Annotated in this window: 16 protein-coding genes; 6 read left to right on the top strand and 10 right to left on the bottom strand. The window is 36.2% G+C overall.

The genetic code is table 11. The annotated features are described in order from the left end of the window. Nucleotides 1-15: 15 nt before the first annotated feature. A complete protein-coding gene (locus tag ACQV2G_RS02590; RefSeq protein WP_428876078.1) occupies nt 16-714 on the bottom strand; it encodes a zinc metallopeptidase in 699 nt (232 codons plus the stop codon). Between the two features lie 305 nt (nt 715-1,019). Here ACQV2G_RS02590 and ACQV2G_RS02585 point away from each other — a divergent pair, with 305 nt between their 5' ends. Continuing rightward, the gene (locus tag ACQV2G_RS02585) at nt 1,020-1,343 is read left to right on the top strand and encodes a helix-turn-helix domain-containing protein (RefSeq protein ID WP_428876076.1); all 324 of its coding nucleotides are present in this window, start codon (nt 1,020-1,022) and stop codon (nt 1,341-1,343) included. Between the two features lie 421 nt (nt 1,344-1,764). Beyond that, a complete protein-coding gene (locus ACQV2G_RS02580; RefSeq protein ID WP_428875430.1) occupies nt 1,765-2,172 on the top strand; it encodes a transposase in 408 nt (135 codons plus the stop codon). A gap of 65 nt (nt 2,173-2,237) precedes the next feature. Here the strand turns inward: ACQV2G_RS02580 and ACQV2G_RS02575 are convergent, their stop codons facing one another. Continuing rightward, complete coding sequence (locus ACQV2G_RS02575; RefSeq protein WP_428876074.1) at nt 2,238-3,548, bottom strand: uracil-xanthine permease family protein; 1,311 nt, start codon at nt 3,546-3,548, stop codon at nt 2,238-2,240. Nucleotides 3,549-3,775: 227 nt separating this feature from the next. Here ACQV2G_RS02575 and ACQV2G_RS02570 point away from each other — a divergent pair, with 227 nt between their 5' ends. Then, complete coding sequence (locus ACQV2G_RS02570) at nt 3,776-4,459, top strand: hypothetical protein (RefSeq protein ID WP_428875428.1); 684 nt, start codon at nt 3,776-3,778, stop codon at nt 4,457-4,459. Between the two features lie 44 nt (nt 4,460-4,503). Here the strand turns inward: ACQV2G_RS02570 and ACQV2G_RS02565 are convergent, their stop codons facing one another. Then, nucleotides 4,504-5,781, bottom strand: a complete 1,278-nt coding sequence (locus ACQV2G_RS02565) for an RNA polymerase subunit sigma-54 (RefSeq protein ID WP_428875246.1) — start codon at nt 5,779-5,781, stop codon at nt 4,504-4,506. A gap of 242 nt (nt 5,782-6,023) precedes the next feature. Between ACQV2G_RS02565 and pepD the strand changes: the two genes are divergently transcribed. Further along, nucleotides 6,024-7,439 carry a beta-Ala-His dipeptidase gene (gene pepD / locus ACQV2G_RS02560; protein WP_428876073.1) on the top strand — a complete coding sequence of 472 codons (1,416 nt, stop codon included), beginning with the start codon at nt 6,024-6,026 and terminating at the stop codon, nt 7,437-7,439. A 58-nt stretch (nt 7,440-7,497) separates the two neighbouring features. On the opposite strand, the gene ypfJ is transcribed toward pepD, so the two are convergent. From ypfJ to ACQV2G_RS02525, 7 genes are all read right to left on the bottom strand, one after another. Next, nucleotides 7,498-8,439, bottom strand: coding sequence for a KPN_02809 family neutral zinc metallopeptidase (ypfJ, locus tag ACQV2G_RS02555; RefSeq protein WP_428873149.1), 942 nt, complete (start codon nt 8,437-8,439; stop codon nt 7,498-7,500). A 17-nt stretch (nt 8,440-8,456) separates the two neighbouring features. Further along, nucleotides 8,457-10,016, bottom strand: a complete 1,560-nt coding sequence (cls, locus tag ACQV2G_RS02550) for a cardiolipin synthase (RefSeq protein ID WP_428876072.1) — start codon at nt 10,014-10,016, stop codon at nt 8,457-8,459. A 20-nt stretch (nt 10,017-10,036) separates the two neighbouring features. Beyond that, nucleotides 10,037-12,037, bottom strand: coding sequence for a transketolase (gene tkt, locus ACQV2G_RS02545; protein WP_428873147.1), 2,001 nt, complete (start codon nt 12,035-12,037; stop codon nt 10,037-10,039). Between the two features lie 72 nt (nt 12,038-12,109). Continuing rightward, nucleotides 12,110-12,559, bottom strand: coding sequence for a hypothetical protein (locus ACQV2G_RS02540; RefSeq protein ID WP_428876071.1), 450 nt, complete (start codon nt 12,557-12,559; stop codon nt 12,110-12,112). 30 nt (nt 12,560-12,589) lie between these two features. Next, nucleotides 12,590-12,799, bottom strand: a complete 210-nt coding sequence (locus tag ACQV2G_RS02535; protein ID WP_428875241.1) for a hypothetical protein — start codon at nt 12,797-12,799, stop codon at nt 12,590-12,592. A gap of 100 nt (nt 12,800-12,899) precedes the next feature. Further along, on the bottom strand, nt 12,900-13,637 hold the full coding sequence (gene pgeF, locus ACQV2G_RS02530) for a peptidoglycan editing factor PgeF (RefSeq protein WP_428876069.1): 738 nt from the start codon (nt 13,635-13,637) through the stop codon (nt 12,900-12,902). Next, on the bottom strand, nt 13,630-14,286 hold the full coding sequence (locus ACQV2G_RS02525; protein ID WP_428875239.1) for an NUDIX hydrolase: 657 nt from the start codon (nt 14,284-14,286) through the stop codon (nt 13,630-13,632). The genes pgeF and ACQV2G_RS02525 overlap by 8 nt, the downstream gene beginning before the upstream one ends. Before the next feature lie 200 nt (nt 14,287-14,486). Between ACQV2G_RS02525 and ACQV2G_RS02520 the strand changes: the two genes are divergently transcribed. Together ACQV2G_RS02520 and ACQV2G_RS02515 are read left to right on the top strand one after the other, a co-directional pair. Continuing rightward, a complete protein-coding gene (locus ACQV2G_RS02520) occupies nt 14,487-14,756 on the top strand; it encodes a type B 50S ribosomal protein L31 (protein ID WP_428873142.1) in 270 nt (89 codons plus the stop codon). Between the two features lie 193 nt (nt 14,757-14,949). Continuing rightward, a complete protein-coding gene (locus tag ACQV2G_RS02515; RefSeq protein ID WP_428876067.1) occupies nt 14,950-16,527 on the top strand; it encodes an AbgT family transporter in 1,578 nt (525 codons plus the stop codon). Nucleotides 16,528-16,672: the final 145 nt, after the last annotated feature.

Below are 16,672 nucleotides of genomic sequence, written 5' to 3'. Positions count from 1 at the left end.
GCCTCCATCTATGCCTTAATTCCTACGCGAGCGATTAGATAAAATTATTAACCTTAAAATTTGTAAAGCCGTTGAAAAAGTAGCCGCTATATAAGTAAGGGCTGCTGCATTCAAAACTTTACGAGCAGCGGGCAACTCCCCTTGAGTGAAGATATCTAGCTGTTCCAAAGAAATTAAAGCCCGTTTACTTGCATCTAGTTCAACTGGTAAAGTTACTATTTGAAATAATAAAGCCGTTGATAGTGCAATGATACCAATTGTTACCAATCCCATCATTTGGAAAAGAAAACCCAAAATGATAATTGGCATACCAATCATTGAGCCAAATTGTGATACGGGAACTAAAGCTGATCTTAATTTTAGAAATTGGTAGTTCTTAGCATCTTGCACGGCATGACCACACTCGTGAGCTGCAACTGCTACCGCTGCTACAGAGCTGTTGCTATAAGTAGCTTCCGATAATCTTAAGATTTTCTCTTTGGGACTGTAGTGGTCTGTTAAGTTCCCAGCTACTCTTTCAACTCTCACATCTTGAATTTGATTTGCTTGCAGAATTAATTCCGCGGCTTCTTGTCCACTTATATTACGCTCACTCATTAATTCGCTGTATTTAGCAAAGGTTGATTTAACCTTCCATTGAGCATACATTACAATAGCCATACCTATTAGTATTAAAATATATGTTGAATCAAAATAAAAACCGTAGGGGTACATTGAATTCCTCCTTTAAAGTTCAAACACTATAAACAGTATTCTATCAAAACTTCCTTTGGTTTTCTATTTTAGTAACTTTTAGATGAAAATTTCCCAGTCCTGATACTTAAATTAAAAAACATTTAGAAATGTACTGACCCCTTAAACCCGAACAAGGATTTAGGGGGGGTTGTACGGCAAAATATAATTTTGAATTTATATTATAGTTAGTAAGAGAAATCGAAGAAGGATATGAAAGAAAATTTCTTTCAAGAAGGTCTGGAGTCAAAGCTTCAAACGTTTCTAATTGGATAAGACAAGATAAAATGTATGGAGAAAAAGGACTTAGAAAATCTGTGTCTAAAACTAAATACAGCGGAGAATTAAAAAAATCTGTAATAAAATATAGGCAATACAATGAACTATCCTATAGAGAAACAGCAGAGTACTTTAAAATTAATAATCCTTCAATAATTGCTAATTGGAAAAGAAAATATAAACAAGAAGGTTTTGAAAGATTCAATGCTAATGAAGGAAAACCTATAAAGAATGGGGATACGACTATGTCTAAAAACACCGATAAATCAAATGAAATTAAGAAGTTAAAAAAATCAAAGAGAAGAATTAATAGAGCTAGGGCAAAGAAATGAATATCTTGAAGCAGAAATACTCTATCTAAAAAAGTTAGATGACTTAATTCAAAAGAAAAAATCTCAAACAAAAAAAGACAAAAATAGTACTTGAAATAGGCTAGTTAAACCGGATATTAAGTTAAAAATATGGCTTGATATAGCAAAACTACCAAGAACGTCTTTCTACGAATGGAAAGAAAAGCGAGATAGAGTTAACCATAAAAGAGTATTAAGAATCATGAAAGTTAGTAAACTTCTATGTAAAAATTTCCACATAAGAACAATGAAATATAGCTCATATAGAGGAGAAATAGGTAGGATAGCAGATAACAAATTAAATAGAAACTTCAAAGTAGAAAAAGCTAATGAAGTATGGGTGAGTGATATAACAAAACTTAAAGTTAAATCTTCTGAAAACAGGTTATAACTATCACCAATAATGGATTTATTTAACTGTGAAATAATATCATATCATTTAAATATATCACCTACTGTATATTTTACCAATAAGTCCTTAGAAGATGCTGTAAAGAAACTTCCACAAGATCACCATTTAATAGTTCATACAGATCAAGGATTTCATTATCAACCTAAGTCATGGGTAAAAATCCTTGAAGATAACACTATAAAACAAAGTATGTCAAGACGAGCTAATTGTCTAGACAATTCGCCTATGGAAAACTTCTTTGGGCTTCTAAAACAAGAAATATTTTATGCGATTAAGTATGATAGTATAGATGAATTAGCTGAAGAAATAAAAAGATCTATTTATTGGTATAACCATCATAGGCTAAAAGAAAAATTAAACGGCCTTTCACCTATTGAATATAGGTTGCAGGCCGCATAATTAATTTTAATATTATTGTTCGTGTTTATGGGTTCACATCAAAATTCTAAATGCTTAATTATTTTTTATTTTAATTCAGGTAACATAGCATTCAAAGTAATTCCTACCAGTGCACTTAAGGCTGTTCCGGAAACAACAAATGAGCCTCCCAAATCTAAAACAGCTCCCCCCAATCCGATAACCAACATAGCTGAAGCAATAATTAAATTTCTAGATTGTGAAAAGTCAGTGTGATCTTTTATTAATACCTTCAGACCATTACTAGCAATCACACCATACAATAGAATCGACATTCCTCCCAATACTGCGGAAGGTATTGATGCCACTAAAGCATTAAATTTGCCAAAGAAAGATATCAAAATAGCTAGAAAAGCTGCATTTCTAATGACACTAACAGATGCAATTCTTGTTAAAGCAACCACACCAGAGTTTTCACCATAAGTTGTGTTTGCAGGACCACCAATTAAAGCTGAAACGAAAGTAGCTAACCCATCTCCTGCTAAAGTTCGGTGTAATCCTGGCTTTGATAAAAAATTACGATCACAAATTTCACTAAGAACCACATGATCACCTGTATGCTCAGCAATGGTAACCAAAGCAATTGGTAAAATCGCCCAGGCTTCTGGTCCAAAATAAAACTTATATTGTTGCCAATTTGCAACAGGTGTAGCAAATGGAAGGGATAAATCCGGCAAACGAATCCAACTAGCTTCTATTACGGGAGTATAATCAACGATTCCAACCATTAACGAAAGAAGATAGCCGCCAATAATAGCGATTAAGAATGGAATTACTTTAAAGAAGCCTTTACCAAATATCTGCATGTAAACTGAAATGAGTAGCGTTCCTACTGAAACGAAAATGTTTCGCCAATCCCCACCCGATACAAAGCCAGCATTATTTACTGCAGAAGAAGCTAATCCTAAACCGATAACAATAATCATCGGCCCAATAACAATCGGTGGTAATATTTTATTCAACCAATCGGTGCCGGTATACTTGATTACTCCAGCAATCACAACGTAAAATAAACCGACCATCATGATTCCAGTTTGCGCTGCAGAAACATCCCCACCTAGTTGTTCCATTGCTAAAGCCATGGCAGCAATATAAGCAAAAGAGGATCCCAAATAAACAGGCACCTCCCCTTTTGTTATAGTAAGGTAAATCAATGTTCCTATCCCACTTGCTAACAAAGCAGTTGAAACAGATAGCCCTAAAATTAAGGGAACTAAGATCGTTGCTCCAAACATAGCAAAAACATGTTGAAAACTTAATAATAATCCTTTGGTAAACTCCGGCTTTTCGTGAGGTTGCAGCAATAGCGTCATTTTATCTTTTGAATTTTCCATTTTAATCTCCTTATATGAAGGCATAAAAAAGAGCCCTTTATTTGAAAATAAGGACTTAAAATACTCAGTAGACTTTGGCATCCTCGCTGGAATGCATTAAAAGTCCTTACATTTCTAATCGATTTTATCATTGTTTGACCAAGTTGTCACACTCTTTTTAGGATTTAATTTAGTAATTTGTTATCAACTTGTTACCTAATATCCATATTTTTCTGATACACTGATGGAACGAAACAAAAAGGAATGATTTCATGAAAAAAATACTTAGCCTTATGATTGCATCTCTTTTATTATCTGCCTGTCAGATTTTCCAATACTTTCAAGAACCAACCGCTAATGAGAAAAATGAACAATCAGAATTGGCTGCTGTCTCCCAAGACCAAATAACTAGTCAAACAACTGAAAACCTTGAATCAGAAGATAGCCAAAAGGAGCAAACAGAAAAAAATAAACAGAGCAATACAGCCCCTCGCTTTTTAAAAGAGAAATTAAGCGTTTCTTCTGATTTCCCTAATTTGACACTTCCAGATGAAGTGCCTCAAGATATTAATCAAGCCATGGAAAGCTATTATCTAAATAATTTTACAAATCAAGAGCAACAAGTTAATAAAAATAAAGTAGCAAGTAAGGATTTGAATCAAATCCTTACACAAATTAATTCGGAGGAAGATTTAAGCCAACTAGATGTTTCTATTGATCAAAGCCAATTCCAAATCAATGGAGAAACAATCTTTATTCCTCGCATCATCGTACCCTTAACTTACCAAGAAGCCGAAAAGATTGCCAGTGATAACGATACACGTTTAATAAACCACGCTTTAACACAAGTAGGAAACCGATTAGTGCTATTAGCTTATTATCGTCCTCAAACAAAGGAACTTATTCCTATGCATCTAGTCAATTCAACACACTCACTCTTTTTCTATCAGCAATAAGCATAAGGTCCCAGCCATTTGTTAAATGGCTGGGACTTTATGCTTTATCCTTTTGCTTGCTTTTTTAGAATGTTTTGACGATAGCGCTCTACTAAACGATGACTGATAATGATTTTTTTATCTGCCAGTTGATCGATAATTTCTTGATCAGAAACATCTTGGCCATGCTTTGTTATAACATCTTGAATAAAAGCTTGAATATTTAGAGCAGACAACCCACTACGTCCGACTTTTGCTGAAACATTAATAAAATCCGAAAGTGGAGACACATTCTCTCCATAAGCGAGGTTCTTATTGATAATAATGCGACTGACAATAGACTCAGATAAGCGCAGCTGATGAGCAATGTCTTTAATTAATAAAGGCGTTGGGCTTTTGTCTTCTCCTTTGAGATATTGCAGCTGAGATTGAACGATAATCTTAGTCACTGCAATTAACAATTTCTCTCTAGAGCGAATACTTGATAACATTTGCTGGTAGAATTCCTTATGCGGTTGGATATATTCTTGAAGCTCAGTATTATTTTTAGCTTCCATTTCATCATAATAATCTTGATCAAAAATTAGCCGTGGATAATACTGACGGTTAATGTGAATTTGTATTTCTTCTCCCATGAGTTGCAGTTCAACATCTGGAATCAAATTAATTCGCTCAATTCGTTCATATAATGAAGATGGGCGTGTCCGCAATGTATGGTAATAATTAACAATTTGTTGGATTTCAGCTAGCGTTAAGTTTGTACGCTCCATAATCTCTGCATAATCTTCTTCTAATAATTCAGCAAAATAATTTTCTAATAAAAAATAGGCATGATTTGGCGAATGTTGGTCTTGGTCTGTTTGCAACATTAGACATTCTTTCAAATCATAAGCCCCAATCCCAGTCGGCTCTAATTGTTGAAAAAGAGTAATAGCATCTAAGGCAATCATAGGGTCTATTTGTAGTTTTTTTGCAAGTTCTCCATATTTATAAGGTAAATAGCCACGTTCATCTAAAAAGGGAACCATTTGCACCATAGCATCTCTAATCGGTGTTTGCCTATATAACATAATCTGCTCGAAAAGGAAGGTTTCTAATGTTTGAGGAGAGCTTGGACTTTGAATATCAATATCTGGATCAGCTGCAGGCCTTCTTTCTTGTAAAATCTGGGAAACCTTATGCTCAATAGGGTATTCAAACTCTATAAACGGATTATCCAAAAACTTTTCTTCAAAATAATAGGTTAGCTGTTCGCCATTTAAGTCTAAAATTTCTAAAAGTAATGGATTTTGTGTGACTTCTTCTTGTGTAAGCGATCGAAAAATTTTTACTTCTTCTGACATCTAATCACCTTCTTTCTGACTTTTATCATTCTCTCTCTATTATAGCTAATGCTTAGAATTTCGTCTAATCATAATTCTTGTACTAGCACAATTTAATGTGCTTAAATTATTTAAAAAGACTAAAATTTTAAAAATAATTTTGAAAACCTTTGTATCTGCTTTTTTTTAGTTTTATAATCAACTTAGAAGCCATTTGATAGCGTTTGATTTTGTCGACGCTTAAGATGAAAGGAGAAATTAAATTGTTAGAAAATCTACAACCTAATCGAGTCTTCCACTACTTTGAAGAGTTAACCAAAATACCTAGAGAATCTGGTAATGAACAAGCAGTTAGCGACTACCTGTATCATTTAGGAAAAGAATTGGGTTATGAAACTATTCAAGATGAAGCTAATAATATTATTATTAGAAAGCCAGCCCATCCCGACTATATGGATCATGAACCAATCATCATTCAAGGACATATGGATATGGTGGCTGAAAAGGCAGAAGGCATAAAACACGACTTTGCCAAAGACCCTATTCCATTGGCAATAGAAGGAGATTGGGTTAAAACCAAAGGGACAACCTTAGGAGCAGATGATGGAATTGCAGTAGCTATGGGTCTAGCAATCATTGAAGACAAAGAAGCTAAACACCCTGCTCTTGAATTGCTGGTTACTACGGATGAGGAAACCACCATGTCTGGTGCACGAGCTGTAAAAAAAGAAAATATTCGTGGCAAAAAATTAATTAACATTGATGCAGAAGAAGAAGGCATCTTACTGGCCGGTTGTTCTGGTGGCCATAACCTTATTGGTAAGCAAAAACTTAAATATCAAGCTCGCCAGTTAAAAAACACTTTTGAATTAACCATTAATAATATGTTAGGTGGACATTCAGGAATGGAAATCCACCAAAAAAGAGGAAACTCCATTAAATTTGCCTTACAGGCTATGAACTTAATTAAAGAGGTGTCCGACTATGAATTAGTGTCGATTGTCGGCGGATCAAAACATAACGCGATACCCCGCGATGCAAGAGTAGTATTTGCATCAGATGAAGAAGATTATTCCATTGATTTTACAAACTTAATCGCTAAATATCCTCTTGATAAAGACATGCAAGTAACCATTAAAAAAATTGATAATATAGATGAGGTCTTATCGGCACAAAGCCAAGAAAATATTGAGCAATTTATCGCTGAAGTCCCACACGGTGTCTATAGTATGATGGAAGAATATCCTGATATTGTTGAGTGTTCTAACAATCTCGCTATCTTTGATATTCAAGATCGTCAATTAAAAGTCACTATTTCCCTTAGAAGTTCGAATCCTGAATCTTTTGATAAACATACTGAAAATGTGACAAAAATCTATCAAAAAAATGGATTTGATGTGATTGAAGCAGATTATTATCAAGCTTGGGAATTTGCAAAAGAGTCTAGTCTTAGAGAGACTGCCCTAGAAGCATTTAAAGAGACTTTTAATAAAGAAATGAAAGTTGAGGTTGTCCATGCTGCTCTTGAACCGGCTGTTTTTACAGATACTTTCCCTGAAATGGAAATGATTGCAGTAGGCCCTACGATGAAAGACGTGCATAGCCCTAATGAAAGACTTTCGATTTCTTCAACTGAAAGAACCTTTAAATTTATCAACAAATTGCTTGAAAAGCTTTAGAGAAAAGCTTTAGAACAAAAAGAACGCTTTATGAAAATTCATAAAGCGTTCTTTTTTGTTAAATATCACCATTAAAGGTATCTGCTTCTTGGAAATCACCAGCATATTTATAGCCTCTAGCAAACCATTCTTGTCTTTGCTTAGATGTTCCATGAGTAAAGGAATCAGGAACTACATACCCCATCGTTTCTTTTTGTAAAGTATCATCCCCTACTGAAAAGGCTGCTTGAAGTGCTTCTTCAATGTCTCCTTCATCTAAGATACCTTGCTCATCAGCATAGCGTGCCCAAGCTCCTGCATAATAATCTGCTTGCAATTCTAAGCGAACCGTTAATTCATTCTTAACGCCTGGATTTTGTTGAGCCAGTTTCTGATAATCATCCATTGTCCCTAGCTGTTGTTGGACATGATGCCCCACTTCATGAGCCAGAACATAAGCCATCGCAAAGTCTCCTGGAGCGCCATATTTATTAGCTAATTCACGATAAAAACTAACATCTATATAGATAGCTTGGTCACCTGGACAGTAGAAGGGGCCTGCAGAACTTTGGCCAAATCCACATCCACCAGTATTTGTTCCTTCTGTGTAAAGGACTAATTTTGGTCTTTTATAAGTTAAATCGTATTCAGCGAACTTTTCAGTCCAAAAATCTTCGGTATTAGCTAATACTACTGAAAGAAACTCTCCTTCTTCATCAGTTATTTGATTGTTAGAGTCGGACTTTTCACTAGCATCTTCAAAAACGACACCTGAATCACCGTAGTTGCGATTCGTTGGTTGCCCGCCTCCTAACAAAGAAGATCCTCCTGTAAAAAAGGAAATAAGCAAGATTCCTATCAAAATCCATTTAAATTTCCCTTTTGACATCAATAACATCATTAGGAGATTACCACTCATACCACCCGAACGGCCTGAGCCCATTCCTCCGCCAAAAGAACTTCCGCCTTGGCTTCGACGGTCTTCAACATTTTTACTTCGTCTTAAATCTTCCCATCTCATTTTCGGCCTCCTTAATACTAGACGAATGGAGCTAACAATCTCAATAATGCGTCGATAATCCTTCCAGCAATCGAACGTCTTAGGTGCTTCATCCGAATTAATTCAGCCACACTCTGTGCCTGAATAAAGTCATCTTTAATCGCTTTTATTTCTGGATGATAGTATAGCAAGGTAGCCGTTTCAAAATGAAGATATAGTGAACGATAATCTAAATTAAGGGTACCGACTATCGCCACCCGATCATCTGAAACGAATGACTTAGCATGTAGAAAACCGGGAGTATATTCATAAATTTTTACTCCACCTTCTATCAAAGGACGATAGAAAGACCTAGTAATTCGATAAACTAATTTTTTATCAGGAATTCCTGGTGTCATCAAGCGCACGTCCACACCCCTTTTAGCTGCTAAAGTCATAGCCGTTTGTAACTCATAGGAAATAATTAAATAGGGAGTAAAAATATAAACATAACGCTCTGCGGTGTTGAGAATCTCACGATAGACATTTTCACCTATTACTTCACTATCTAAAGGTGTATCACTAAAGGGTTGGACATAGCCGCTGGACTCATTACCTTCGATAATACTTAAACTTTCATCTAAACTGGCTTGGTCAGTAAATTTTTTGTCATCTGAATCTTCAGTTACGTAGGCATTCCACATAGTTAAAAACATTTGTGAGATGTTCCATACAGCAGCACCTTTAATACGAATCATAGTGTCTTTCCAATAGCCAAATCGCTCCACCGCATTAATATACTCATCTGCAATGTTTAGACCCCCTGTATAAGCAATCTTATCATCGATAACAATATACTTGCGGTGATCTCGAGTATTGTAAACAAGAGAAACAATTGGCCGCACTGGGTTAAATTTAAGGGCCTTAATATTAAATGCCTCCATTTGTTCGACAAAGTCTTTAGGAAGTCTTAAAAGACAACCGAAATCATCATATATTAAACGTACTTCTACACCTTCTTGAGCTTTTCTTTTAAGCACGTCAAAGATTTGATCAAACATTTGACCTTGTTCAATAATGAAGAATTCAAGAAAAATATGTGAGTGTGCTGACTCTAGGTCTTGAATAAGTGGTTCCATCATTGATTCGCCATTCGCAAAATACTTAACGTCTACCCCCGCAGAAACAGGCATTTTTGCGTAATCATTGACATACTTTGCAATGCCTGCAATCCGTGGATTATCTTGTGCTAGCGACCCTAAGGCATTGGGCACCTTTTTTAAGTCCCTTAAATGATAGCGATTCTGACGATTAAGTCGTTCTGTCATATCTGCCAAAGGTCGTTTGTTACCAGCATAGAGATAAAACAAAGAGCCTATGATAGGTGAAACTGCTAATAACACAATCCATGATAAGCGATAAGCAGGACTTTCGTTCTTATCTAGCAAATAAATGATGATCCCAAAAGATACAATAGTCATAAAGAGGTTTAGCCAAACAGAATAGGCAACTAGATCTTTGACCAATACAACTATCCATATAATCTGGAGAATAGTTAAGGCTGCGATAATTAATAAACGAACAATTAGAGGCTTTGTCTCATTTGTTCTTTTCCCCATACCTTCTCCCCCTTTTAATTTTATAATTCAAAGTGTTTAAGATAAGCTTGAGCGATTTTTTCTGCTGAAAAACCAAAGTGTTCAATGGCTTGGTGGCCTGGAGCTGAGGTACCAAATTCATCAATACTAATGGTTAAGCCATCCATACCAATATATTTATGCCATCCAAAGCTAGATCCCATCTCTATAGAAGCTCGTTTGTCAAGCTGTTTAGGTAGTATCATTTCTTTATACTCGTCACTTTGTTGATCAAAAATATTTTGAGCAGGCATCGAAATAACATTTACATAAACTTCTTTTTCAGCCAATAGTGCTTGAGTTTCAATAGCTACTGAAACTTCAGATCCTGTAGCAATTAAAACACCTTGTGCGTCTTCCTTGGCAGGTGAGATGATATAAGCACCTTTACGAACACCTTCTTCTGCTAATTCATTAGAGTTGTTGATAACCGGTAAGTTTTGACGGCTAAGAACTAATAAAGTAGGTGTTGTTTGAGATTCCACGGCAATCTTCCAAGCCACCATTGTCTCGTTTGCATCTGCCGGTCGGATGACATTAAGATTTGGCATGGCACGAAAAGCTGCTAAATGTTCAATCGGTTCATGTGTTGGACCATCTTCACCTACAGCAACTGAATCATGTGTTAAAACATAAGTAACGGGTAATTGAGATAAAGCTGACAAACGAATGGCCGCTTTTAAGTAATCTGAGAATACAAAGAATGTCCCACCATAAATTTTATTTCCACCATGCAAAGCAGCTCCATTCATCATGGCAGCCATGGCAAATTCTCTAACACCAAACCAAATGTTTTGTCCTTGTCGACTTCCTGGCATAAAGTCTTCTGTCTCTTTAATCATGGTCTTGTTTGAACCAGAAAGGTCAGCAGAGCCTCCCCATAAATATGAAACTCTAGCTTTTAGGCCTTGAATGGCTGTTCCAGAAGAGCTTCTTGTCGCTTCAGCTTTAGCATTCACATCGAGAAATTTAAGGTCAGCTGCATAATCTTCAGGTAATTCATTTGCAAAAGCTGCTTTTAATTCTTTTGCTAATTCAGGATTAGCTTCTTGATATTGTTCAAATAAATTTTGCCATTCATCTTGAGCTTTTTTTCCACGTTCCACTATTTTTTCATTAAAAACAGATTTAGTCTCTTCGGGCACAGTAAAGGCTGGATAATCATATCCATATTTAGCTTTAGTTTGTGACCAAGCGTCTGCTCCCAATGGCGCTCCGTGAACTTTAGAAGTTCCCTCATTCGGTGATCCAAAACCAATCACTGTTTTTACTTCAATAATTGAAGGTTGGTCGCTTACTTCTTTAGCAACTTCGATTGCTTGAGAAATAGCCTCTAGGTCATTACCATCTTCTACTCTTTGATAATGCCAATTTTGACTCTCAAAACGTTTTTTAATATCTTCCACAAATGATAAGTCTAAGTCACCATCTAAAGAAATATCGTTTGAATCATAGAGAACCACTAATTTGCCTAATTTTTGACGGCCAGCATAAGAACAAGCTTCATAAGAAATACCTTCCATTAAGTCGCCATCACCCACTAATACATAGGTGTAATGATTAATAACTTGATGTTGGTCCGTATTATATAAAGCAGCCGTATGTTGTTCTGCCATAGCCATACCAACTGCTTGCGCAATTCCTTGACCAAGCGGTCCCGTAGTCGCTTCAACTCCATCAGTATGACGATATTCAGGATGCCCTGGTGTTATAGAACCTAATTGACGGAATTGTTTTAAATCTTCCATTGTAACTTTGAAGCCAGATAAATGTAATAGACTATATAGCATGGCTGAACCATGTCCAGCAGATAGCACAAAACGGTCTCTATTAATCCATTGACTATCTTTAGGATTAATATTCAAATGACTCGACCACAAAGCATAGGCCATTGGCGCTGCTCCAAGTGGTAATCCTGGATGTCCTGAGTTGGCCGCTTCTATTTGGTCAACACTTAAAGCACGAATCGTATTTACAGCAATTTGATCTTTTTTAGAAAACATATTGAACTCCCTTATACTTATTTTAAATTTATTATACCATCTTTCTGCTTAGTTTTTATATCCCGTCTTATTTTATTTTTTTTTACGATATTTAGCCATCAATTCAGCGAAGATATCTGCAGAAGCAGGTGGGCTATAGGTAATGGTATTAGCACCTCCAGAAACATTTAACATATTAGCCCCTGCATTTAATTTCCCAATATCATCATCATGCTCACTTGAAACAGTTGCCACTACAGGAACATCAACCACCTGGGCAATCTGACGGATTAGCTCATTTTCCATTGGTGAATTAACGACTACTCCAAAGACTCTCGCTTGCTCAGATTGAAAGGCTAGTTGAATACTGCGCTCGCCACTGGTCGTTCCTCCTCCTTCTCCGGTAAAAACTGGTACGGATGAGACATTAATCAATGACTGATTAATAGCCATTTGTGGTGTGAAAGGATAAACTGACATAACAGCATGGGCATTTGAGTTTCGAATAAGGGCCACATCTGGCGAAAATAATAAACTCTTCATTCGATGACCAAAAATCCGAATTCCAGAAGCTTAATAGATTTCGTCCGGCATCTCAACTAAGCGATGGCGTAATTTAGATGAAAATTCCGGAACTTGTTTTGATACTTGCGCCTCCAGCTCTTTGATGACAACCCGACTGTTATTTTCACTATCTATCTCTGTTTGAATGGATTCGTAAGAATAGCCTCGCCCTTTATAATGAGCCATGAAGTCCTCTTTATTAAACTTATCCTCTGCCATATAAAATCTCCAATTCCTTTTAATATCCTCTATTCTAAACAATCCTTAACTAAAAGCTAGAAAAAAGATAAAGAACCAAGCAAAAGCTCGGTTCGTTTTTTTACTTAATCATGGCAAAAAGACCATTCAATTGATAGTCACTGCCTTCTTTGCGCGCAGAGTGAAGCTCGGAAGATAGATAAGTAGAACGCCTATCTACCATTATTCTTTCTTGAGGGATCCCCAAATCTTGAATTAACTTCATGTTAGCATCAGTCATACTCAATTGATACTTGCCCTCTTTTTGACCTGGTTTTATATAAAAAGCATGATTATCCCACTCGGCAAAAGCTTGATAGACTTCCTCGCCCACTTCATAATGATCTTGGTCAATGGAAGGACCAATATAGACCCAAAGATCTTCTAATTTACAAGCAAATTTCTCTTGCATCTTTTTAACAGCCAATTGACTGATTTTTTGTACCGTGCTTCTCCAGCCTGAATGAACAATTGCAAAAGCTTTTTGGTTGGCATCAAAAATAATGACAGGAGTACAGTCCGCAAACTTTATCATTAAAACTTGCTGAGGTTGATTAGTTAACAAACCATCCGATTGAGGCACTATATGCCCAATTGCAAACGGATTGCTAATTTCTTCTTGAGGAAATGCAACCTTGGGACCATGAACTTGTTCTCCAGTATAGAAACTTTGGAAGTCAAAACCTCCTTTTTCAAGCGCTTTTGTAATTTGTTGGCTTACCGCTGCTTCACCTATTTTAGCGACTCTAAAATTATATTCTGCTCCTGCTAAAAATACTTGTAGACCCATTTTTTCGAATGGCTGAAAAAAATTATTCATTAATTTTTTCCTCCTGAACATTGATATCATAATGATTACGAATGACCTCTGCAAAACATTGTGTCATACTGGCAGTAAAGCCCCATAGATACTCTCCACTAGGTAAATTATAAAACGGAATTTTACGTTTTACCACTCTAAATTGATAAGATGCACCATGAGCCATTAAGTGGAAGGGGAAATCTTCCCCTACTTCCGTCAATACAGATGCATCGTAATAAGTTGGATTATTATTTAAGACATAGTCTAAGGGAAGGGTAAACAAATAAGCGACTTCTTTGGCATTCGGACTTATATTATCAAAAGTAATATCTTTAATCAAAGCTACATAAGAATGAATCATTGTTGCATCATGAATCAATCCATCTAACTCTCCAATAACTTCTATGTGTTTACGACTGATATTTAATTCTTCCATCGTTTCCCTAACTGCCGCTGCTTCAAAAGTTTCACCCACTTCCACCTTTCCTCCCGGAAAAGAAGTATCGCCCGGCTGAGAAATTAAGGAGCTTCTTACTTCATAAAGGAGGTGCCATTCATTTTCTCTTTGAATAAGAGGAATTAAAACAGCATAATGTGTCTTATCTTTAAATTGATTCGGCCGATAATTAGCAAGCGATTGTCTAATCTGTTCTTCTTCACGTTTCAACTTCTTCCCCCCTCTAAAGTATTTTCATAAATTATAGCACTTTTTATCTCGTTTTCGAAATAAAAGAGATGGGATAGTTCATTATATTCCAAAAAAAGATTGTCAGCACTATAAAATTTTGTTATTATTCTTATGTTGCACCCTGTGCAAAGAATAACTGTAGATTAGCAAATAATTTACGGCAGAAAGGAAGTATACACATGAAAGCAGGCATTCATCCAGAATATCATCCAGTTGTGTTTATGGATACTTCGACAGGTTATAAATTTTTATCAGGATCAACTAAGTCTTCTTCAGAGACAGTTGAATGGGAAGATGGAAACACTTACCCTTTAATCCGGATTGAAATTTCATCTGATTCACATCCATTCTATACTGGACGTCAGAAATTTACACAAGCCGATGGACGCGTCGACAAGTTCAACAAAAAGTTCGGATTTGTGGACAAAAACGCAAAAAAAGAAGACTAATTTTAAACAGCTCAAAAAGCCGACCCAGGTGCTTAAAAGCGCTCCGGTCGGTTTTTATTTGCATTTGTTTTTAGAGACTCATTGATGGCTTTCTATTGTTTTGAAAAGGCCTTGCATCTCTTTAAATAATTTAATAAGATTTATTATTATAATGATTTAAAATATTGTTATAGGAGGAATAATTAATAGTAGTATGGAATCAAATGGAAAGAATAAAAAAAGTTTTGTACAGCGTTCACTAGATTGGGTGGAAAAAGTCGGTAATAAGATGCCGCACCCAGTAGTAATTTTTATCATCTTGTCGGCTATCACTATTTTAATCTCTGACTTGGTTTACCGCTCAGGCGTTTCAGTAGAGTTCTTTGATGCGAAAGCAGATGAAACCAGTACTATAGCAGCCGTCTCACTCTTAAACAGTGATGGCTTACGCTATATATTTGAATCGGCGGTTTCAAACTTTACTAGCTTTGCTCCTTTAGGAACTGTTCTCGTCACCATGTTGGGTGTTGGAATTGCAGAATGGTCAGGCTTAATCGGCTCTGCCTTGACTAAGTTAATTATGAAGGTACCTAATTCACTCTTAACCATAGTGGTTGTTTTTGCCGGTATTATCTCAAATATTGCCTCTGATGCTGGTTACGTAGTGGTTGTGCCACTTGGCGCTATTATGTTTGCTGGTGCTAAGCGTCACCCAATTGCTGGTCTAGCTGCTGCCTTTGCTGGGGTATCGGGCGGATTTTCAGCCAACCTTATGTTTGGACCAACTGATGCCTTATTAGGAGGGATCACTAACGTCGCTTTAAATGCCAGTGGCATTGATTATGAAGTTTCCATTAGTGGTAACTGGTATTTCTTAATCGTCTCTACTGTTTTCTTAACCATTATTGGTACTTTAATAACCGAAAAAATTGTTGAACCACATCTTGGTTCATACCATGGCGACTTTGATAAACATGAAACTAGCGAGCTATCCCTTAAGGAAGAAAAAGGTCTAAAGAATGCCGGGATCGCATTGTTAGTTTCATTAGTCGCGGCTTTTCTACTAATGAACCCTTGGTTTGGTCCCTTCCAATCAATCGATCCTGAGACCGGTCTAAAGACTTTACAACCCTTTATGAATACCGGCTTAATATTTATGGTTTTCTTATTATTTGGTATACCAGGCTATGTATATGGTCGTACAACTGGCAAAATTCAAAATTCTAATGACTTCGTGGAATCAATGATTGAGGCTATGCGATCAATGGCAGGTTTCATCGTAATGGCTTTCTTTGCTTCCCAACTGATTGCTTACTTTACCGAGTCTAATTTGGGAATTATTTTAGCTTCAACAGGTGCAGATTTCTTAAAAAGTCAAAAGATTTCAGGAGTTCCTTTAATCCTTGCTTTTATTTTCTTTGCAGCTTTTATCAACTTGTTTATTGGTTCAGCTTCTGCCAAGTGGGCAATCTTAGCTCCTATCTTTGTTCCAATGTTTATTGCCATTAACTTGTCCCCAGAGATGACCCAAATGGCTTATCGTGTGGCTGATTCATCCACTAATATTATTTCACCATTGATGAACTATTTTGCAATGATTCTTGTGTTTATGCAACGATATGATAAGAAGAGTGGAATTGGGACCCTTATTTCAACTATGCTACCATACTCTATTGCTTTCTTAATCTTCTGGTCAATCTTATTAATTGTATGGTACAGTCTCAACCTTCCATTAGGACCTGGCGCACCCGTACAAGTTTCAATGATTCAACCTCTATTAGGGCTTTTATAAGATTTCATATAGTCAAAACAGGTGTTTCTTAATTGCTACAAAAACAATCCTACCTAATCAGCGTATAGGTGGGATTGTTTTTTGCTTGTTTTCTTATTCACATAATCTATCTATCTATTCATTTTTTTGATAAAATAATCATATT

It is taken from the genome of Facklamia sp. P12955, assembly GCF_050409565.1.
In the GTDB taxonomy this organism is placed as follows: Bacteria; Bacillota; Bacilli; order Lactobacillales; family Aerococcaceae; genus Facklamia.
The sequence above is the reverse complement of the archived record's forward strand: the minus strand, read 5'-3'. Positions and strand labels throughout refer to the sequence as shown.